Origin of the sequence: Alienimonas chondri, from assembly GCF_013036045.1 — a bacterium.
Taxonomy (GTDB): Bacteria; Planctomycetota; Planctomycetia; order Planctomycetales; family Planctomycetaceae; genus Alienimonas; species Alienimonas chondri.
On the sequence record NZ_WTPX01000044.1, the window covers coordinates 1 to 20,408 of the forward strand.

Here is a 20,408-nt window from a genome sequence, read left to right on the forward strand (position 1 = left end):
GGAGGTGCGCCGGGGTGCGCGCCGCCTAACGGCGACGGCGAAGCGGGGCGCCCGGGGGAGCGTTGCGAACCGGGGGCGGGCTGGCGTGACGTTGACGGAGGTGCTGATGAGCCTGCTGGTGATGGGCATCGGGGTGACGAGCGTCGCCACCTTGTTCCCGCTGGCGGTGCTCCGCGGCGCCCGCGCCACGCAACTGACGGCCGGCACGATCCTCAAGGAGAACGCCGAGGAGACCGTGCGGTTCAGCAACAGCCCCTCGCTGGAAGCCCCGGCGCCGACGGTCATCGGCGGGGTGCCGACCGGCGCCGTGACGATCGGCGAGTTCCCCAAGGGCACCAGCCCCGGCGTGAACAGCCGGGCGATGCTCCGCGACCCGGACGCCAACGGCAGCGCCTCGCTGTGCGGGCCGGTCGCCGGACTGAAGAACTACCCGGACAACTCCATCGTCTGGGGATCGACCAGCGGAGGCGCGACGCCGTACGTCGCCAACGGGGACGTGCCGCGGAAGTACGTCGTCGATCCGCTGGGCGCCGCGGCGCTGGCGAACGACGGGAACCCCGCCACCAGTCCGTTCTTCTACGGGGCGTTCGCGACCTCGACCTCCGCGGCGACGGATCAATTCGGCACCGTGCTGGGCGGCGACACCGTGTTGCGGTTCGCCTGGCCTTACCCCTACGAGATGATCGCCGCCGCCGAGGGCGGCAACGGCGCCGTCCAACGGCAGATGATCGAAACGGCCTATAACATCGTCGGCCGGGCCGGCGACTACGGCACGGACATCGACGCCGACGCCCTCGTCACCTACCGCGACGGCGGCGGCGACCCGGACTATCTGGAAGTGACCTTCGACGCCCGCGACGCGGCGGACGGATCGCTGGAAGAGTTCTTCCCGCAGGATAACACCGACCCGGCGCCCGCCGGAGCGGATCTCGCCCGGATGGTGCTGTTCGAGCCGAACCAGAGCGGCAGCGCGGCGATCCCGCTGGTGCAGTTGCGGGACCAGAGCACGATCGACGTCGTCCCGGCCGGGGGACGGACGATTCGCCTCGCTCTGCCGCGGACCGACTTCCTCGCCGCGACCGCGTTGACCGCCGACGGCGCCACCGCGTTGCTGCGGGTGCGGTTGGAACGGCCGGACCGGCGCTACAGCTGGATGTTGACCTGCCGGAAGAGCGGCACCGGCCGGGAAGCGGGCGAGGTCGCGGTCTTCTTCAACCGGGCGCTGAGCGCGGAGGACGAATCGGTTTGGCGCTGCTTGCGCAGCGCGACGGGCTCCTACGTCCTGTTCTGGGACGAGGGCGCCACGCCGCCGCAGCGGAACCCGCAGGTCAAAGGCGGGAGCTGGTTCCTGGAAATGGGTGAACTGAGCTGGTTACAGGTCGGCCGCGTGCTGGAAGGCGGCGGCGACCCGTCGCCGGGCGGCGATGCCCCGGCGAACGTCCAGCGGTTATTCGCCACTGTCGGCTCCTCGATGACGACGCCGCGCTATCTGGAGTTCTTGCTGTCCTCGGAGACGCCGCGTCGCAACGAGGCGGGGCAGTCCGGGTCGCTGTTCGGCACGTTCCCGCGGGGCGTGGTGTCCGTCTACACGCTGAACCCGTGATCCCATGAGCGCCGCTTCCGCCCCCTCCCGTTCGCTTCTTTCGACCCGCCGCCGCACCGTGACCGCCCGCCGTCCCGCCGCCGATCGCTTCGCCCGCCGCCGGGCTACGCGCCGCCTCGCGGCGACGGCGAACCGGGCGGGGTTCACGCTGATCGAGATGCTGATCGCGACGACGCTGGTGCTGCTGATGATGCTGCTGTTCGCGCAGGTGTTCGGCCTGGCGACGGAGACGGTGTCCACCCGCAAGGGGATGGCGGCGAACGATCAGAAGGCCCGGCTGCTGACCACGCGGATCGACAACGACCTGTCCGCCCGCACCTTCCGCGTCGTCGCCCCCTTCCGCGGTCGGACGTTCGACTACACGGAGGAACGGGCGAATGTCGACATCGACGGCGACGGCAACCCGGAAACGGTCACGATCGGCTGGGAGAAGCAGCAGGCCACCTCGGCGATCGGGCCGGTCTACACCACGAACGGCGGGACCACGCCCGCACAGGCCGCGGAGGTCGTGAAAGGCAGCCTGGAAGGGCGCCGCGGGGTCTTCTCGATCAGCGAGAACGATCCGATGAACGACGGCGACGACGTGATCACCTTCACGATCGACCGTCGGACGTTGAAGAGCCGCGGCGGCGTCGTGTATTCCCCCGCGCTGGGCCGGGCCGCGGTGCTGAATACGGACGGACAGCTTTATTCGGTCTCCGGCGGGACGGTGCTGGCGAATCAACCGGCGACCGACGTGTTCAACACCAGCGGCGCCGAGGAGGGACTGGACGGCGGCTCGCCGTTCTTCAGCACGCCGATCGGCACGACGGCGCTGGCGAACTCCAGCCCGGTGGGCGTCTCGAACTACGAAGTCGTCACCTTCTTCCTGCGGAACGGCAATCTCATCCGCGCTCGGAAGCTGGTGCGTGAGGCGACCTCCGATCCCGACGCCCTGTGGGACACCGACGCCGACGGCTCCGCGAACGAATGGCCGCCGGCCGGGCAACCCGCCTTCGGCCGGTACATGGACTACGCGACTTACAGCCACCCGCAAACGCTGTCCTCGGCGCCCTCCAGTTACGGGCCGCGACTGCATTCCGAAGCGAGTCTGGAGAACGAGGTGGGCGGGAACGAGATCTCCGCCGACTTCAACGACGACGGCTTCGATGACTACCGCGGGCCGGATGCGCTCGGCAACCCGTATCTGCGGGAGGGCGCCGGGTTCTATCCGTTCAACGCCGCCGCCGGCGGTCGCACGCAGCCGTTCGGCCGCCCGCGGGAGTTTCGCGGACGCACGTTCGGACCGGATTCGAGCTTCCTCGCGGGCGGAGGGATTACGAGCGCGGACTGGGGCACGGCGTTCCTCGGGCGGTACACCGCTCAGGAGCAGAGCCAAGCAGTGTTCAACCTCCCGGGGCGTCGGCCGTTCGATCCGTCGGATTTCGATCCGAGCGACCCGCTTAAAAGCGGGCCGATCTTCGCCAACGACATCGCACCGTACGTCGCCACGGCCGCGGCGACGACCGATCGCCGGGGCGAAGAGATCCTGCTGAGCAACGTGCACGGCTTCGATATCAAAGTCTACGACGACGCGATCGGCGACTTCGTGGACCTCGGCCACAGCCGCACGGTCACTGTGAAAGATATTTTCAATCTCACCGGGGATGTCACGAACGACATTCAGGTCGCCGGCGACTATCACGCGGATCGCCTCGTCGCCCTGACCCCGATGGGCGACCCGGCGTTGGACGTGACGGGCGATACCGCCGGCGACATCAGCTACGACGGAACGCCCGGCCGCGACCCGCACCCGTTCGGCAACCGGTTCGATACCTGGCACCCGGGGATGACGCTGATGGGCGTCGGCTTCGCCGATACGACCGGCGACGGGATGGGCGACACGGCCGTCAGCATCGAACGCCCCTATCCGCCGCCGTACCGGCCGCTGCGGAACCCGTTCGGCGGGAACGTCGGCTTTCCCACGCGGGATAGCGGCGGGAACTTCGTCAACCCGGATCTGACTTTCAGCGGCATCGGGCTGGTGACGGCGGAGGACCTCGACGGCGGGGCGAACTTCGCCACCACGCCCGTCACCACCGAGGATCTGCTGGCCGCCGCCCCGGACGGCTTCCTCGACGATTCCCTGCCCACGCACAGCGCCCCCGGCGGCGGGTCCGGCGGCGGTTACTACGCCAAGGGCTACGCCGACAGCGACGGGGACGGCGTCGCCGAGCTTCCGGCCCGCTTGTTCCCCGACCCGAACGCCTACGGGGCGCCGGGGACCGGGGACGAGAAGCCGCTGCGGGCCGTCCGCATCACCGTCCGGTACTACGACGTGCAGAGCGATCAGATGCGGGAAGAGTCCTTCCGCCACGCCCTCACTGATTAATTCCCTTCATACAACATACACGTCCGTTAGCCGTCCTCATTCAAGAGGACGGCTAACCCGTCCCTCCCGATCGGGAACCTCCCATGAACGTCCGCCGCACCTCGTCCCGCCTCGTATGGCCGGCCCCTCCCTTCCGCGGGGGAGCCGAACGCCGGGGGACCGTCATCGTGGTCGTCATCGCCCTGCTGGGGGCGTTGATGCTGCTGGGGTTCCTGTTCCTCACCCTGACGATGCAGGAAGAGCAGGGCAGCTATAACTTCTCGAAGGCGCACGACCTGCCGGCGGAGAAGGATCCGGACGTCTTCTTCAACTGGGCGTTGGAGCAGGTGATCGTCGGTCCGCCCGACGAGGCCCGGAACAGCATTTTGTACGGCGGTTATAAATCGCTGATGCCGAACATGGTCGGCGGCGACCTCACGCCCTTCGACGGCCAAGGCGTGGGCACGGCGTGGAGCACGGTCAACAATCGCCCGGAACTGGACCTGAACCGCGACGGAAACCTCGACGGGGGCGACCAGTTCGCCCTGCAAATGACCTTCGCCGCCGGCTCGCAGTTCGGCACGCTTGCGGACCTGACGACCGTGCAGGACTTCTATTCCGTGATGCGGACGGACCCGTCCCTGAGCCGTCTGCCGACCCCGGACGCGGACTTCACCTACCCGGACCTCAACAGCGCCTTCCTGGCCTACGACTGGATCGAACCGACGACCGGCCTGCGGGTGGTGATCCCCTCGTTCCACCGCCCCCAACTGCTGCGGAACCGGATCCCGCCCAGCGGTCTTGCGAACAACGACTATCTCCTCGACCCGGACGCCGGCGAGTGGGACAACGTCGGCGGGACCACGGTCCACCCTTGGTATACCAGAGCGGAAACGCTGCCGTACGTGATGCGGCCGCACCTGCAACGGCGGTCGGTGGCGGTGAATCCGGAGAACTCCACCAGCTACAGCGTTCTCTATCAGGACGAAAACTACGCCCGGCGGTTCGTCACGGAGGCGTACCCGGACAGCTTGGCGACCAACGACCCGAACTATATTCCGCCGCTGGATCTGTCCGTGAATCGGGAGCCGATGTGGCGCGTCGGGGCGGGCGACGCCGCCGCCAAACTCGCCGGCGACGCGACCGGGGACGTCGACGCCGCCGCGGTTCCGCACTACGCCGACAGCTACGACGCCGACCCGGACAATGACGGCGTGTTCGACGCCATCTGGCTGGACCTCGACTTCCCGATCCAGAACGCCGGCGACGGCGCCGGGCAGTTCGTGCCGATGTTCGCGTTGAAAATTATCGACGTGGACGCGCTGTTCAACCTCAACGCCCACGGCAACAGCTACGGCTCGTACGCGGACGCGGACGCCAACGGCGTCGACGACAGCCTGACGTTGCAGGGGGCGCATTATAACGGCAATACGGCGGTCCCCTCGATCTCTCAAAGCGGCCCGGGCCGCACCCCCGACGAAGTGAACCCGGGGTGGGCGCTGAGCGGCCACAACACGGCGACCAGCGGGGCGACCGCGGACGAGGTGCAAGCCTTCAGCGAGTTCTTCGACACCGCCTGGTCCGGCGGGCCGGATCAAAGCCGGAACCTCGAATGGTGGTTCCTGCTGCACGGCCGGGCGACGTTCAAGACCGATCCCCGCAGCGGCGCCCGCGTGCCGGACGATCTGCTGGTCGGCCGTTACGGCGAGTCGGATCGCCTGGAAGACGGGGCGGGCTTGGTGATCGCCGGCGATCCGCAGGCCGCGGCCTACTTCCCCTACCCCGGGCTGAGCGCCAACTCCCTGAACGTCGCCGGCGCCGGGGACGATAATTATAATTCGCTCGAGGGGATGGGCCGGCCGTTGCCGGGCCTGGTGTACGGCGGCGCCCGGGGCTACAACGCCGGCGCCGGCTTGCAGATGGTCGCCTTCGCCGAAGGCGTCCCGCTGGACCGCCGCGGCAGCGGCTTCGACACCGACGCCTTCCGCGGTCTGCGGCGGCTGTTCCTGGTCGATACGAACGCCGCGATCAATACCGCGGGCACGCAGGCGGAGGACGGGAACGTCCGGTTCCGCTTCCCCACCTATATGAACGCCGTGCTGCCGCTGTTCCCCGCCGGCGGCGGACCCGCGGCCGGGTTCTCGAACGTCGGCGTGTTTCAGGTGATGCGGAACTGGTTCGCGACCACCGGCCTGTTCGAGGGCCGCACCTTCACGAACTCGGCCTACGCCCTGTCGTTGGCCGCGGGGACCGGGGCGCCGCAGCAGGGGACGGCGACGGCCCCGTTGGTCGGCCGCGGGGCCGCGGGCGCTTCGCTGGCGAAACCGAGCAACGGCGCGACCGGGGCGGTGGCGGACGGAACCCCGCTGACGGCCGGCGACACGGCGCCGTCGTCGTACGGGGCGTTGACCGGTCAGCTGAACGCCGTCCGGCAGTTCAATCGGCTGCAGGTCGACGACCCGGCGGAGACGATCCGCGATTTCGACCTCGCCCAGTCGCAAACCACCGACGCGCTCTTCGGCCCGGCGGAAACGGCTCGGCTGCACATGTCGGACGCCGACTACCGCATCGCCAAGACCAGCAGCCGACTGCTGGAACTGGCGCCGGTCAGCTTCGCGGAAGCGCCGAAGCACGAGCTGATCCGTCAGCGGTTCACGACGGTCAGCTGGGACGTGGCGACGTCCGCGGGGCGGTTTGAAGCGCCGGTCGCCGGGATCCAAAGCCCCGGCGCCACCGACCGGGACTGGGAGAACTCGCAGCTCACGGCGGCGGACGTGCCCTCCGCGACGAATCCCCCCCGGGTGTTCCCGCCCGTGTTCGGCGGCACCTACGGCGATGCGAACGACCCGTTCCGGGCGGAGGTGCGGGCGATTCTCGCCCACGCCGCCCGCAACGTGGAGATCAACAACCCCGCCCAGAAACGGGTGCTTCGCGGTCTGGTCCGCAAGCTGAGCTTCAACGCCGTCGCCGAACGCGTCACCAATCCCGCCGACCCGCTGTTCGACCGCACCGCCGCGATCGACGTGGACGGCGACGGGACGGACGACGGTCAGGGCGAACTGCGGCTGCGGACCCTCACCCCGCACCCGACGCAAACGTCGGGGGCTACCCCGCAGCCGTTCGAGGCGACCGAAGTGCTCGGCCCCGTGGGGCATCCGGCGCTGGCGAACTATAAGAACACGACCGGCTCCATCCCGCGATTCGGCATCAGTGACGAAGGGCTCCGCTCCGCGGCGTTGGCCTCCCCCGGCACGGGGCTGCTGACGTGGGACTTCAGCAACATCAACGGGCAGCAGGCCCTGCGGGCCCAGGAGTGGCACGCGCGGCGGGACCGTCAGAACCTCGCCCGCGACATTTATGTGCTGCTGTATACGGTCGGCGGGGTGAACCCGACGAACGCGACGCTGGATTACACCGGCGACAACGCCGGCCACGCGATCTACAGCGAGGAGCAGCTCCGCGAGATGGCCCAGTTGGCCGTGAACGTCGTGGACGCGATGGACCCGGACCCGGTCCGCACGCTGTTCGTGTACGACAAGGATCTCAGCAACGGCTACACCTACTACGACGACGGCTACGCGAACCCGCCCGGCCCGACCGCGGCCGGCCGCGGGATGGTCGTGGGCGTCGAACGGCAGGAAGTGGCGATCTCCGAGGCGCTCGCGAACATCACCTGGGCGGAGGAGAACTTCAATCAGGCGGACGCCAGCGACCGCGGCAACCAGGTCAATCATGTGTTGACCGAATGGGACGACTCCGGCGTCGCGACCGGCGGTCCGCAGGACTTCCTGTTCCTCGAATTGGCCTACACCGGGCCGGGCGAACTGAACTTCGCGGAGCACCCGGTCACCGACGAACCCGGCGAGAACTACCGCATCATCGTCCGCGACCCCCGGGACACGCGGCAGTTCCGCGAAGACGCCGGGGCTCTGGGGCAAAGCGGGATGCAGGCGCGGGCGATCATCCCGCGGGCCGGCAAACTGACCGCCGCCCGTCCCTATTACACGATCGCCAACGCCAACGACGGCTATATCGACGGCAGTCCGCTCTTCAATACGGCGGCCGCCCGCAGCCGCATGCGGGTGAACCTGTCCCAGACGAAGGCGTCCGTCGGCGCGGTCGGCAACGCGTCCTGGATCACGCTCGCGCCCCAGCCGTTCGCCACCAACGCCCGGCAGACTGACAACGACCCCGCGAACGGCGAGGTGCTGCGGGACACGCTCCCGGCGAACGACGCCCAGATTCTGGACACGTTGGTCACGGGGCCGGACGCGAACGATCCGACGTTCTGGATGCAACACCTGAACAACGATCTGACCGCAACGCTGCGGGCCAACCCGGGCGTCGCCGGGCAGAACGACCTCTTCAGTCGGGTCGATCCTTCGGTGAAACCGGAGCGGCTGGACCAAACCCCCGTGGTCGAGGTGCTGCTGCAAACCCGGTTGAACCCGCTGCGGGCGCCCAAGGAATCCGATCCGACGGCCGCGGACTACGCCGACGAGGACCGCGACAACCCGTGGATCACCGTCGATCGCACGCGCGTCGTCACGACGCGGTTGGACATCTTCGACCAAGACGATAACGGCGGCGTCACGCGGGGCGACGGCGCGTTCGGCGGCCACTTCGTCGCCGGCGGCGCCGTCGGGGGACCGATCGAAATCCTCAACCAGACCAACGCCACGCCGAAGGTCGCCAGTCGCGTCCGGATGGAACCGCTGCTGCGGGCGAGCGAACTGGCCGCCGTCGGCCGCACGAACGCGGAACGCTCCCTGCTGGACACGTCCGACCGCGCGACGGCGGAGGGCTACGGTCCGGTGATCTTCAACTCGATCGGCGGACATGACCGCAACAGCCCCGGCGGACACGCCGGCCAGCAGCGGCCGTTCTCCCTGTGGCAGCCGCACTTCGACCGGGAGTTCGCCGGCCCCGCCGACCTGATCGGCGTGCCGCTGTACGACTCCGAGTCGCTCGCGGGCCTGACCGCTACGAACGACCGCGCCTTCGGGTCCGGGATGTCGGACATCAAGAAGACGGCGTTCCAAGAGTTCGCCAGTCTTTCGACGCAGAACGATCGCCAGATCGGCCTGGGCTTCGACCCCACCCCGCAGGACGCCACGCAGACGGTCGGCGCCGGGAACGACGCGATCCTGAACGAGTTCAACGTCGTCGGGTCGCGGTTGCTGTACCCGGACGTCGCCCGGAAATCGTGGCAGGATCCGCTGATCGGCGCGGCCGGAACGGAGCATCTCAACAGCTGGTATCGCCTGTTGCAGTACGTCGGCACGCCGCGGCGGACCTCGGAGATGATCGACGCCGCCGCGGAGACCGTGCAGATCGGCCCGACCGCCCGGCTGGGCACCGACGGTGCCTTCTCCGTCGGTTCGGTCCGGCGGGCGGGGCGGATCAACTTCAACACGCTCCGCCATCCGCACGTGCTGGCCGGGGTGATCGACGACCCCCGCGTACATGATGACCCGGGCACGACCCTGCCGATGCGAAATGCGACTTTCACCCCCGCCGCGGTGGGGCTGGGCGCCTTCAACTCCGACCTGTACGGAGCGATGCTGCTCTCCCGTGACGGACGCGATCCGTTGGTGACTCCCGGCGTGTGGGGCGACGGCGCCTCCCGCGCCGTTCTCCCGGGCATCGCGTTGCGGGGGATGGCCGAGGGCGGCGGGATGAACGGCAACCCGTTCACCGGCTACCACAACCCGACGCGGTCGCTGGATGACGGCGCCGTGCCGGACGCCGCGGTGAGTCTCCGCGAAGCGATGCAGTCCACCCCGCTGCGGCTGCGTCCGCAGGCGGCGCCGTGGATCGGGACCGGGTCGACGCCCCTGAACGGCAACAACACCCGCACCAGCGCCCTGCCCCGCGCCTTCTTCGGCGTGGGCGCCGAGAACGTCAACGCTCAAACCGGCGACGGCGGCAACAACCCGGCGGACCTCGACTTCACCACGCGGTATCGCCTGCTGAACAAGGTGCTCAATTCTGCAACACATCGCAGCAACGTGTTCCTCTGCTTCGTGCAGGTCGATTTCTTCCAGGCCCGCGAGCTGCGATTGGGCGACGTGAATCCCTCCGCCGCCGACCCCGAACAGCGATTCACGCGGATCGGGGCGAAACGCGGCGATAGCCCCCGTTATCGCGGCGTGTTCCTGATCGATCGCTCCAAAGCGCCGGCCCTGCTGCGTGCGGATCACCTGCCCACCACGGGGAACGCCGGCGAAAACACCTACAGTTTCGCTCGCGATCCGCTGTCCGGCGGGGTGCGGTTCCCGTGGCAGGATCTGATCATCCACCGCCAGCGAATCCAGTAGTTTCCCCTGCGAAGCGGCGTCGCCTGGGGGAACCGCCCCTCACGGCACGCCGTTTGCGATAGAATCCAGCGGCGTTCCGCCCTTCTCGGTTCTCCCCCGTTCGACCCCCTGTCCCTGTCCGCTCAAGGCGCTGTCCCGATGAATATCCCCCGCCCCCGCCGACCCCTCGCCGCGGCGCGACGGGGTTTCACGCTGATCGAACTCCTGGTGGTGATCAGCATCATCGCCGTGCTGATCTCGCTGGTGGCCCCCGCCGTCCAGCAGGCCCGCGCCGCCGCCCGGCTGCTGGAGTGCCAGAACAACGTCAAGAACATCACCCTGGCCCTGACGAACAAAACCACCCGCGACAGCGGCAAGGTGCCCCACGTCTATGACGGCGCCTTCCGGAACAGCGGCGGGGGGGCCGTCGGTTCCATCCCTTATAAAACGTGGACCCGGGTGATCCTGCCGTATATGGACGCCGGCGCTCAGGACACGGCGATCGGCAGCCTTGAGGAACTGTACGGGGGCGACGCGGGTGAGATCGCCGCTCGCTCGACCGAACTTCAAAACGTGCTCGGCACCGGCCAGATCAAAAGCTACATCTGCCCCGACGACAGCGACAACGACAGCGCGGACTTCGGCCTGAGCTACCGCGCCAACATGGGTTACATCGCGGCGTCGCTGGTGACGGACGTCGGCGTCTCGCCGAGCGTCAACAACCCCGGCGGCCACCACCCCAACTCTTACATCTGGACGGTCGCCGGAACCACGGTCGCTAACCCGAAGCCCATTCATATGAAAAGCGGCGCCATGCACCTCCCGCCCGGGGGAGACGTCGCCGGCGGCGGCACGGCCCAGTTGACCCTGGATCAGATCGGCAACTGGGACGGCACGACGAACACCGTCTGGATTTCCGAGAACAACCAGGTCGCCAACTGGTACGGCGACAACGCGTTCCGGCTCGGCTTCGGCGGCTTGATCGCCGACGACGGCGGCGACCCGGAGGGGGTGGCGTTCCCGGACGGCAACATTGCCGGGTACGGCACGGCGTTCCCGGACAAGGGCAAGCCGAACGCCCGGTTCAACGACGGCATCGCCCGTCCGCGGCCGGCCTCCGAGCACACCGGCGGCGCCATCACCGTCGGGTTCTGCGACGGCCGGGCCACCAAGATCACCGACAGCATCAGCCCCAGCGTCTATCTCCGCCTGCTCTCCAGCGGCGGCTCGGAGTTGACGTACCCGCGTGACGGCTCCGCCCGCGCCGGCATGCCGCTGCAGGATCCGGTCAGCTCCTCGGACTTCGACTGATCCCCGCCGTCGCGGAGATCAGCACGCCGCGGTCGGTTCGCCGACCGCGGCGTTTTTTGTGCGCCGTAGAATAGAGACGGGAGCCGCGACCGTCAGGGAGCGTCTCTCGCGACGGCCGACGGTTGAGAGCGAGCCGCCGCTACGGCTCAACGCGGACCGGTTGAGAGACGCTCCCTGACGGTCGCGGCTCCATGCCGGACGAAATCCCATCCCGCGCATGAGAACGCCCGCCGCGAATCCGCGGCGGGCGTGGTCCGATTCGGCCGCAGACCGCGTCAGTTGGCGGCGACGGCGGCGTTGAGCTTCTTGGCCAGCCGGCTCTTCAGGCGGGCGGCTTTGTTCTTGTGAATCAAGCCCTTCCCGGCGGAGATGTCCAAGTGCCGCATGGCGGTCTTCACCTCGTCGGCGGATTCGGTCGGCTTTTCTTCCACCGCGACCCGGGCCTTCTTCAGGTCGGTCCGCAGGGCGCTGCGGTTCGCACGGTTCACCAACCGCCGCTTCTGGCTCTTACGGAGGGCCTTCTTGGCGCTGGGAGAGTTGGGCATCGGGGCGAAACGACGGGGGCGAAAACGGAACGGGCGCGAGCGCTTCGAGGGCCGCGCAGAAACGGGGGATCGCGAAGAGTACGCGGGCGCGGCGATTCGATCCAGTCCGACGCGGCGCCGCCTCGCGACGCAGCCGCCCCTCGGCGTCCTGACGGCGGCCCGACGGCCGCCCGTCGCGTGCCGCGTTGTCGTGGGGACGCACCGCCGGTATGACGGGCTCTCCCCTGCCGCGGTTCACGCGGCGCTTCCCGCACCGGACGCTCCCGATGGCCAAGAACGACGCCGATCTCCCCGCCGACCCCGAAGCCGAAGCTGCGAGCGGCGGCGAGGCGCCCGAACAACAGCGGGTCAACGTGCAGTTCGACGACAGCGGCGCCGCCGTTTGCTACGCGAACTTCTGTCGCGTCTCCCGCAGCCCGGAGGAGATCATCCTCGACGTCGGCCTCAACCCGCATCCCGGCGGCGGCGTCCCGGCCAAGGTGACGGTCGCCCAGCGAATCGTCATGAACCCCTACACCGCCAAACGGCTGCTGGGGGCGTTGAACGTCGCCCTTCGCCAGCACGAACAGACCTTCGGCGAAGTGCAGGTCGACGTGCGCAAGCGGGTCGTCGGTCAGCAGAGCTGACGCAGCTCCAAGACCAAGAAATCAAGAACCAAAGAGGAGATTCCACATCAGGTTGTCCATTTGGTTCTTGATTTCTTGAACTTGGAATTTCCCCCGTGAACGCCCTGCTGATCCAAGCCGCGGCGACCCTGCCGCTGGTCGGGTTGATCTGGACGGTGCAGATCGTCCATTACCCGTTGTTCGACGGGGTCGGGGCGGAGGGCTTCGCGGAGTACGAACGGCGCCACACGCTGCGGATCACCTGGATCGTGGCGCCGCTGATGCTGGTCGAATTGGCCGTCAGCGGTTGGCTGGCGTGGCGCATTCCCGAAGGCGTGCCGGCATGGCAGTGCTATGCCGGAGCGGCGATGACCGCGGGGATCTGGCTGTCGACCTACTTCTTGCAGGTGCCCCGCCACTCGGAACTGGCGGCCGGCTTCGCCCCCGCGGCCCATGCGGCATTGGTCGCGACGAACTGGATTCGCACGGCGCTGTGGTCGGCGCGAGGGGCGTTGACGCTGTGCATGCTCGCGGCTCGGATGAGCTGACGATATACTCGTTGCAACAGGCAACGGGGGAAACCCTCACCCCATCGCGCGGGTGTAACTCCCGGTGGAGGGATTGAGCGCGTGTCGCCCCCCGCGTAAGGTCCGTTTCTCGCGTTGAACGATTTGAACGTTTGCGTTCGGTCGCTCGCCGCGGGACCGACCAGACGTCCGTGAATTCGCTGCGTGGGGGACCGTCCCCGCCTGCGGCGACGGCAGGCGTCGGCCGCGGCTTCTCTCCGGGGTTCTGCCTCCCGGACGTCAGCTCTCCCCCGAACGGACCCGCCCCCGTGCCTGCCGACCGTACCGCGACGAAGACTTCCGCTCCGGCCCCCACGTCCCAACCCACGCCGCCCCGGCCCAAGCGGACGCCGGTCAACCGGCTCCCCAGGGAACAGCGGGCGTCCGCGGCGCCCGATCCGGAATCGCTGGCCGGTCGCCAGGCGCGGGCCGCGGCGGTACTGAACGCGAAGTGCGACTTCATCGACAACCCGGAGTTCGTCGATCGCCGGATCCAGAAGGAGATCCTCGCCACCCCGCTGATCGAGGAAGGCGCCGTCGCCCGCAAGCCCCGCCGCCCCGCCGGGCTGCCGAACTATCTCGCTGGGCTGTACGAGGTGCCGCTGCTCACGCCGAAGCACGAGGCGGCGCTGTTTCGCAAAATGAACTTTCTGAAGTGGAAGGCGGCCGGGTTGCGGGAGGGTCTCTCCCCGCATCGCCCCAGTAAGAAGAAGCTGCCGGAGTGCGAGTTCCTGCTCGCTGAGGCGAAGATCACCCGCAATCGCATCGCCCGCTGCAATCTGCGGCTGGTGGTGAGCATCGCCCGGAAGTTCGCCGATCAGAACGTCTCCTTCGACGAGTTCGTCTCCGAGGGGAACGTGGCGTTGATGAACGCCGTCGCCAAGTTCGATTACGGCCGCGGCTTCCGGTTCAGCACCTACGCCACGCACGCGATTCGCCGGGCCTATTACCGGATGGTCCAGCAGCGGGGCCGGCGGAACAGCCGGATGGTGCTGGGCACCGGGGAGATCATCTCCGAAAGCCCCCACATGCATGAAGACCGGCACCTCAACGAAAGCCAGTACGGCGACTTCCAGCGCCTGATGGCCAAAGCCGCCGGCGAGCTGGACGAACGGGAACGCCTGATCCTCACCGCCCGCTTCGGCTTGGAGGAAAGCGAAGGCGTGCAGACGTTGCAGGTCGTCGCCGGACAACTGGGCATCTGCAAGGAGCGCGTCCGTCAGTTGCAGAACCGAGCGATCGGTAAGCTGCGCGATCTCGCGGAGGAGATGCGGATCGAGGCCCCCTCGCTGGTCGCCCCGGACTGAATCGAGTCGATCTTTACTCAGGAAACGTCATAACGCCGAGGCTCCGCGGAGCCTCGGCGTTACGGCATTGATTCAGGACGGCCTGATACACTGCGGACTTTGATCGCCATGACCACGCCCGCCGATGACGCCCGCCCGACGCTTGCTGCTCGCGGGACTGGCGTGCTGGGCGGTCGCCCTGCCGCTGGGCGTCGCGTCGTGGGTCGCGCAGGGACCGCTGCCGGGCGACGTGGGCGTGACGAAAGCCCTGCAATCGGCGTTCGGGGCGGAGCCGGAATGGGCGGAGTTCCTCACCGGAACGGCCAAACCCCCGCTGGTCTGGTTCACCTTGATCGTCGGCGCCGCCCTGGCGTGGGCGAAGGCCGGGTGGCGGGGGGCGATCGCGGTTCCGATCGCCTTTTTGATCGTGTACCTGACGGACAAGGGGCTGCGGGCGTCGATCTACGTGCCGAAGCCGATCGCGGAATACGTACCGATCGCCAAGTTCAGCGAGTCGTCCGGGCTGCCGTCGACCTTCGGGTTGGTGTTCGGCGCCGCCTTCGGCGCCGCGGCGCTGCTGCCGCGGGTCGTGCGATCGCGTTGGGGCGTTCCGCCGCGGGGGCTGTCGCTCGCCGCCACCGTGATCGCTGGGGCGCTGCTGGTTGCGGGAGCCTGTTGCCGGACGGTGCTCGGCGGCCACTGGTTCAGTCAGATGGCGGCGAGCCTGACGTTCGCGTTCGGCGTCACGCTGCTGATCGGCTGGGTCGTTTGGGCCTGGCGCCCGCCGGTCCCCGTGCCGGCGACGCCCGCCACGCCGGAGGCGGAACAGCCCGCGGCAAGTTGAGACGTCGCGGTCCGCAGCGGATGCTCGCGGGGTTCCTCGCTCGGAGTCCCCCGCCATGTTCGTCGGTTCGTCGCTTATTCGGTTCGGTCCCCTCGCCGCCGCCCTGCTGACGGTCGCCGCGACCCCATTCGCTGGAGAGTCCCGGGCGGAGGAAGTCACGGTGAACTCCGACGCCGCCCTGCGAGCCGCGATGACGGCCGCCGGGCCGGGCGATGTGATCCGGGTGGCCCCCGGCACGTACCGCGGCGGGCTGAGCTGGTCCCCGCGCGGCGAGGCCGATCGCCCGGTGACGCTGGCCGGCAGCGATCCGAACGACCCGCCGGTGTTCGTCGGCGGGACGTCCGGGATCAAGCTGACCCGGCCGTCGCACGCGGTGCTGACCGATCTGATCTTCGAGGGAGCCTCCGGCAACGGCTTGAACGCGGACGACGGCGGCGACCTGGACGCTCCGGCCGGCCCGCTGACGCTCCGCCGCGTGACGGTTCGCGACAGCGGCGGCCCGAGGGACGGACGGGAGAATCTCGACGGGTTCAAGCTGTCCGGCGTCGACGGCCTGCGGATGCATGACTGCACCGCGCTCCGCTGGGGCGGCGGGGGACAGGGGATCGATCTCGTCGGCTGCCACGACGCCGCGATTCGTCGCTGCGTCGTGGACGGCGGGTGGGTCGAAGGCGCCTACGGCCCGTGGGTGGGCTTGCAGGCGAAGGGCGGTTGTCGGGACGTGCTGTTCGAGAACTGCCGCGTGACCGGCGTGAAGGAACGCTGCGTGAACCTCGGCGGATCCACCGGGCTGGCGTTCTTTCGTCCGCCGAACGCCCCGTTCGAGGCGAGCGACGTGACGGTTCGCGGCTGCGATCTCATCGGCGGAGCCGCGGCGGTGGCGTTCGTCGGCTCCGACGGCGGTCGGGTCGAGGGCTGCACGCTGCGGAACCAAACGTCGTTCCCCTTCCGTATTCTCAAGGAGAACCGGGCCGACCACATGTCCGACACCCGCGGCGGCGTGATCGCGGGGAACGTGATTCTGTGGGAGGCGAGCAGCGTGTGGACGCTGGTGAACGTCGGCCCCGGCACGGCGGCGGAGACGTTTCGCTTCGAGGACAACCTCTGGTGCAACCTCGCCCAGCCCTCCCGCAGCCGCCTGACCGGCCTGCCGGCCCCCGAGACCGGCGGCGAATACGGCCTCGCCCCGCCGTCGGCGATTGACGAATGACCGTCACGCTGATCGGCTACGACTGCGCGACGCAGTCCAAGAAGGCGGGGTTGGCCCGGGGGACGTGGGACGGCGGCGCCGTCTCGGTGGAGGAGGCCCTCGTCGGGGCGAAGGACGTGGCGGGCGTGCTGCGGGGGTGGCTGGACGATCGGCCCGAAGGACAGCCGGCCGTGCTGGCGATCGACGCTCCGCTGGGCTGGCCGGCGCCGATGGGGATCGCGCTGGCGACGCATGCAGCCGGCGATCCGCTGCCGCACGTCGCGAACCGGATGTTCCGTCGAGCTACGGACGACTTCGTCCACCGCACGATCGGCAAGCGGTCGCTGGACGTCGGCGCCGACCGCATCGCCCGCACGGCGGCCTGCGCCCTGGCGATCGTCGGAGCGCTGCGGGCAGACCGGCGGCTCCCCCTGCTGTTAGAACCCGGCCCGCCGGCGGGCGCCGGCGTGATCGAGGTCTATCCCGCCGCGACGTTGAAGTCGCGCGGCCTGCCGACGCGGGGATATAAGAGCAAAGAGCGGGCGACGGCGGTCCCCGCGCGGACCGCGCTGCTGGATCGACTGGCGGAGGAGGCGCGGCTTCCGGTCGATCGCGGGTCGATGATTGCGTCGGACGACGCCTTCGACGCCGCGGTCTGCGTGCTCGCGGCGGGGGACTTCGTGGCCGGTCGCGTTCATCGCCCGCCGGTCGACCTCGATGTCGAAACGCTACGGCGCGAGGGCTGGATCTGGTTCGGGCCGACGGTTTGAGGTCGGCGCCTAGGATCGCTCCATGCGCTCCCCCGACGTCCCCCGCCCCGCCGTCTCGCCGTGGATGCGGCCGGTTCTCATCGCCGCGGGCGTTTATAATCTGCTGTGGGGCGCCGCGGTCGTGTTCTTGCCGGTCGGGTGGACGATCGGCTGGACCGGGGTGGAGGTGGGGAACCCGGCGTTCTGGCGGTGCGTGGGGATGATCGTGGGCGTCTACGGCGTGGGGTATCTCTGCGCGGCTCGCGATCCGCTGCGGCACTGGCCGATCGTGCTGGTGGGGCTGCTGGGCAAAGTCTTCGGGCCGATCGGCTTCTTGATCGGCGCCGTGCGGGGCGAACTGCCGTGGGCGATGGGGGGGCATAACCTCACGAACGATCTGATCTGGTGGGTTCCGTTTGCCGTCATCCTGTATCGCGCGTTCGATCGGCACGCCTATGGACAGGACGCCGAAGTCGGGGAAGCGGAGCTGCTGCCGCTGGCCGAGGCGGCGGAGGTGACGCTCGATCAGCAGGGGGAGCCGCTGTCGGAACGGCTGGCCGTCGGTCCCGTGCTGTTGCTCGCCGTGCGCCATGCGGGGTGCACTTTCTGTCGGGCGGAACTGGCCGATCTAGCCGCGAAGCGGGCGGATCTCGAAGCGGCCGGCGTCACGCCGGCGATCCTCACCATGAGCGAACCGGCGGAGGCCGCCGCGGCGCTCGCCCGCGACGGGCTGGACGATCTGCCCTGCTATAGCGACCCGGATCGCTTCCTCTATCGGGCGCTGGGCCTGGGCCGCGGCGATGCGCGAGAATTATTCTCCCCCGTCGTCTGGGCGAAGGGGCTGGCGCCGTTCCTGCGGCACGGCGTCGGACCGATGGAGGGCGACGGGTTTCAGATGGGCGGGGCGTTCGTGCTCTCAAAAGAGGGCGTGCTCGCCGCGCATATCGCCCGCAACGCCGCCGACGCCCCGGACCTGCTCACGCTGGCGAGCAGCATCTGAGCGCGCCGCCGCTTGTAGACTTGGAGTGCGTTCGCCCCACTCCGAGATCCGCCGTGCCGTCGCTCCTCTGCCTCGTTTTGTTGTGCGGCCCGCCGGCCGGCGATCCCCCCGCACCCCAGGAGACGCCGGCGACCCCGGCAGTGATCTCCGCGATTCGATTGGGAATTGGGCCGGCGGGGCCGGGGCGACTGGTCGTGCGATGGGAGACGGACCGGCCGACCGCCTCCGCGGTACGATTCGGGGCGGAGGGAACGCTCGGCGAGCCGGCGCCCAGTGAAGTCGTCCGGGTCGAGGGCGCGCGGCGGAGTCACGTCGTCGAGATCCCCGCCGGTCGGGCGGGCGAGTATCGCGTCGGCGACGGCGACGACTGGTCCCAACCGGCGCCGCTGCCGAGCGTGTCGACGGACGAACTTCGCATCGCCTGCGTGGCGAACTGGCAAGGGCGGCCGGATCTCGCGGCGTTGCGAAAGGACGACCCGCATCTGTTGCTCTGCGCGGGCGATCAGATCGGCGATCTGTTCACCCGCTGCGGGCCGGGCGTGGTCGATTGCACGACGCCGTTTGCCGAGCTGGTCGACGCCTACCCGGAACTGTTCCGGTCCGTGCCGTATCTGCCGGCGCTGGGCAATCATGACCGGCAGATCCGCGAACGCGGTCCGAGTCCGCCGGCCGATCCGGTCTACGACGTCGACGCCGCCGCCTGGCGTTCCTTCTTCACCCTGCCCAGCGAGCCGGAATGGCGCTGGAGCCTGCACCTGCCGGCGTTCGGGCTGCGACTGACGGCGGCGGATCTCAATCACACCTCCGATTTCGGCGCCACTTGGCAGACCTGTCATGCGTTCGGTGCGGACTCCGAGCAACTGACCTGGTACGAGAACCGCCCGACAGGCGACACGCCGTTTCGGGTGACGGTTTATAATGAACGCAACGCGACCGTCCGGGGCTTGGCCGGCGGGCGCTGGGGAAGAGCCTTGGCCGACGAAACCTGCGTGATTTCCGGCTTCGGGCATTTCGCCGAGCGGGCCGATCCGCCTGATTCGACAACGTTCTTGAACACCTCCCTGAACGGTCGCGGCGACCGCTACCCGGACCCGCAAAGCAAGTTTCTCGCGGGCGAGGACGGGTACGTGTTGCTCCGCATCGCCCGCGGCGGGGCGATGACGGCGGAACTGAAGAGCCTCGCTGGCGAGACGCTGGATCGGGTGCGGTTCGAGCGTTGAGAACCTGCTCTTCCGTCGTCGCACGCGGACGCGCCGCCTGTCGGCGACGGCGAAGCGGGTAGACTGTCCCCGCTATTCGCTCCCTTACGCCCGCCTCCCCGATGCCCGCCGCCCCGCCCCTCGATCGTTTGCACCATGTCGCCGTGGAGGCGAAGGACATCGAAACCACCGTCGAGTGGTATCGCGAACACTTCACCTGCGAGATCGCCTACCAGGACGATTCCTGGGCGCTGCTGAAGTTCGCGAACGTCTCCCTGGCGCTGGTTACGCCGGGCCAGCATCCGCCGCACCTCGGCTTCGTGCATCCGGAGGCGGCGAGCTTCGGCGAACTCAAACCGCACCGCGACGGCACCGAGAGCCTGTACCTCTCCGACCCCCACGGCAACGCGGTCGAACTGCTGAGCACCAAGGGCATTGACATTTGAAGCTCGCTCCGTCCACCGAACGCGCGATTCGGCGCTGGGGCACGCGGGCGATTCTCGCGACCGTCGCCGCATCGGCGCTGGGCGTGGCCGGATTGTTCTGCTGGGGAATCTGGGTTCGCGGTCAGGTCGCCGTCGGCGATGACGCGATGAACGCCGTGCGGGCCGGCATGACCGAAGCGGAGATCGCCGGGCCGCTGTCCGATGCGGGGTTCGAGCGCTACGAACCGCCACGGTTCACGGCGCTCTACGTAGAGCCGCCGCGGGGGACGCCGGCGCCGGTCGTGACGCACGAGTGGCGCCGCAGTCTCGACGCCGGAATCGGCCGCGTCACCTGGGTCGTGAGCCTGGACGAAGACGAGACCGTCGTGCAGACGCACCGCTACGACTGAACAGCGCACGGAGAACGCCGGCGGGGA

General features: G+C 69.1%; 15 protein-coding genes. 14 read left to right on the forward strand and 1 reads right to left on the reverse strand.

Annotated features, from left to right (window positions below):
* The first annotated feature begins 85 nt into the window (after positions 1-85).
* From LzC2_RS08535 to LzC2_RS08550, 4 genes are all read left to right on the forward strand, one after another.
* Entirely contained in the window at positions 86-1,603 is a 1,518-nt protein-coding gene (locus LzC2_RS08535) for a type IV pilus modification PilV family protein (RefSeq protein ID WP_171185841.1), read from the forward strand.
* Between the two features lie 4 nt (positions 1,604-1,607).
* On the forward strand, positions 1,608-3,974 hold the full coding sequence (locus tag LzC2_RS08540; protein ID WP_171185843.1) for a prepilin-type N-terminal cleavage/methylation domain-containing protein: 2,367 nt from the start codon (positions 1,608-1,610) through the stop codon (positions 3,972-3,974).
* Between the two features lie 83 nt (positions 3,975-4,057).
* The gene (locus LzC2_RS08545) at positions 4,058-10,273 is read left to right on the forward strand and encodes a hypothetical protein (protein WP_171185845.1); all 6,216 of its coding nucleotides are present in this window, start codon (positions 4,058-4,060) and stop codon (positions 10,271-10,273) included.
* A gap of 138 nt (positions 10,274-10,411) precedes the next feature.
* Entirely contained in the window at positions 10,412-11,563 is a 1,152-nt protein-coding gene (locus LzC2_RS08550; protein ID WP_171185847.1) for a DUF1559 family PulG-like putative transporter, read from the forward strand.
* 275 nt (positions 11,564-11,838) lie between these two features.
* Here the strand turns inward: LzC2_RS08550 and rpsT are convergent, their stop codons facing one another.
* Positions 11,839-12,108: a 30S ribosomal protein S20 gene (gene rpsT, locus LzC2_RS08555; RefSeq protein WP_171185849.1), complete on the reverse strand. Its 270-nt coding sequence runs from the start codon at positions 12,106-12,108 to the stop codon at positions 11,839-11,841.
* A 209-nt stretch (positions 12,109-12,317) separates the two neighbouring features.
* On the opposite strand from rpsT, the gene LzC2_RS08560 reads away from it, so the two are divergent.
* The 10 genes from LzC2_RS08560 to LzC2_RS08605 all read left to right on the forward strand — a co-directional run bounded on the left by LzC2_RS08560 (position 12,318) and on the right by LzC2_RS08605 (position 20,381).
* Entirely contained in the window at positions 12,318-12,734 is a 417-nt protein-coding gene (locus LzC2_RS08560) for a DUF3467 domain-containing protein (protein WP_246254870.1), read from the forward strand.
* A gap of 95 nt (positions 12,735-12,829) precedes the next feature.
* Complete coding sequence (locus tag LzC2_RS08565) at positions 12,830-13,261, forward strand: hypothetical protein (protein ID WP_171185851.1); 432 nt, start codon at positions 12,830-12,832, stop codon at positions 13,259-13,261.
* A gap of 287 nt (positions 13,262-13,548) precedes the next feature.
* Positions 13,549-14,586, forward strand: a complete 1,038-nt coding sequence (locus tag LzC2_RS22805; RefSeq protein ID WP_171185853.1) for a sigma-70 family RNA polymerase sigma factor — start codon at positions 13,549-13,551, stop codon at positions 14,584-14,586.
* Between the two features lie 124 nt (positions 14,587-14,710).
* Positions 14,711-15,409, forward strand: coding sequence for a hypothetical protein (locus tag LzC2_RS08575; RefSeq protein WP_171185855.1), 699 nt, complete (start codon positions 14,711-14,713; stop codon positions 15,407-15,409).
* Positions 15,410-15,464: 55 nt separating this feature from the next.
* Positions 15,465-16,619: a right-handed parallel beta-helix repeat-containing protein gene (locus LzC2_RS08580; RefSeq protein ID WP_171185857.1), complete on the forward strand. Its 1,155-nt coding sequence runs from the start codon at positions 15,465-15,467 to the stop codon at positions 16,617-16,619.
* Positions 16,616-17,368 (forward strand): DUF429 domain-containing protein, encoded by a 753-nt coding sequence (locus tag LzC2_RS08585; RefSeq protein WP_171185859.1) that lies wholly within the window; start codon positions 16,616-16,618, stop codon positions 17,366-17,368. The genes LzC2_RS08580 and LzC2_RS08585 overlap by 4 nt, the downstream gene beginning before the upstream one ends.
* 22 nt (positions 17,369-17,390) lie before the next feature.
* Complete coding sequence (locus tag LzC2_RS08590; protein ID WP_171185861.1) at positions 17,391-18,347, forward strand: peroxiredoxin-like family protein; 957 nt, start codon at positions 17,391-17,393, stop codon at positions 18,345-18,347.
* Positions 18,348-18,400: 53 nt separating this feature from the next.
* Positions 18,401-19,567 carry a metallophosphoesterase gene (locus LzC2_RS22195; RefSeq protein WP_171185863.1) on the forward strand — a complete coding sequence of 389 codons (1,167 nt, stop codon included), beginning with the start codon at positions 18,401-18,403 and terminating at the stop codon, positions 19,565-19,567.
* Between the two features lie 101 nt (positions 19,568-19,668).
* Entirely contained in the window at positions 19,669-19,992 is a 324-nt protein-coding gene (locus LzC2_RS08600) for a VOC family protein (RefSeq protein ID WP_171185865.1), read from the forward strand.
* The gene (locus tag LzC2_RS08605) at positions 19,989-20,381 is read left to right on the forward strand and encodes a hypothetical protein (RefSeq protein WP_171185868.1); all 393 of its coding nucleotides are present in this window, start codon (positions 19,989-19,991) and stop codon (positions 20,379-20,381) included. Before LzC2_RS08600 ends, LzC2_RS08605 begins: the two co-directional genes overlap by 4 nt.
* Positions 20,382-20,408: the final 27 nt, after the last annotated feature.

Excerpts from the sequence above, each read along its gene's own strand:
- LzC2_RS08560 (WP_246254870.1), top strand. The coding sequence starts at position 12,318 with ATGACGGGCTCTCCCCTGCCGCGGTTCACGCGGCGCTTCCCGCACCGG.
- LzC2_RS08585 (WP_171185859.1), top strand. The coding sequence starts at position 16,616 with ATGACCGTCACGCTGATCGGCTACGACTGCGCGACGCAGTCCAAGAAG.
- LzC2_RS08550 (WP_171185847.1), top strand. The coding sequence starts at position 10,412 with ATGAATATCCCCCGCCCCCGCCGACCCCTCGCCGCGGCGCGACGGGGT.
- LzC2_RS08540 (WP_171185843.1), top strand. The coding sequence starts at position 1,608 with ATGAGCGCCGCTTCCGCCCCCTCCCGTTCGCTTCTTTCGACCCGCCGC.
- LzC2_RS08600 (WP_171185865.1), top strand. The coding sequence starts at position 19,669 with ATGCCCGCCGCCCCGCCCCTCGATCGTTTGCACCATGTCGCCGTGGAG.
- rpsT (WP_171185849.1), bottom strand. The coding sequence starts at position 12,108 with ATGCCCAACTCTCCCAGCGCCAAGAAGGCCCTCCGTAAGAGCCAGAAG.
- LzC2_RS08590 (WP_171185861.1), top strand. The coding sequence starts at position 17,391 with ATGCGCTCCCCCGACGTCCCCCGCCCCGCCGTCTCGCCGTGGATGCGG.
- LzC2_RS08545 (WP_171185845.1), top strand. The coding sequence starts at position 4,058 with ATGAACGTCCGCCGCACCTCGTCCCGCCTCGTATGGCCGGCCCCTCCC.
- LzC2_RS08575 (WP_171185855.1), top strand. The coding sequence starts at position 14,711 with ATGACGCCCGCCCGACGCTTGCTGCTCGCGGGACTGGCGTGCTGGGCG.
- LzC2_RS08580 (WP_171185857.1), top strand. The coding sequence starts at position 15,465 with ATGTTCGTCGGTTCGTCGCTTATTCGGTTCGGTCCCCTCGCCGCCGCC.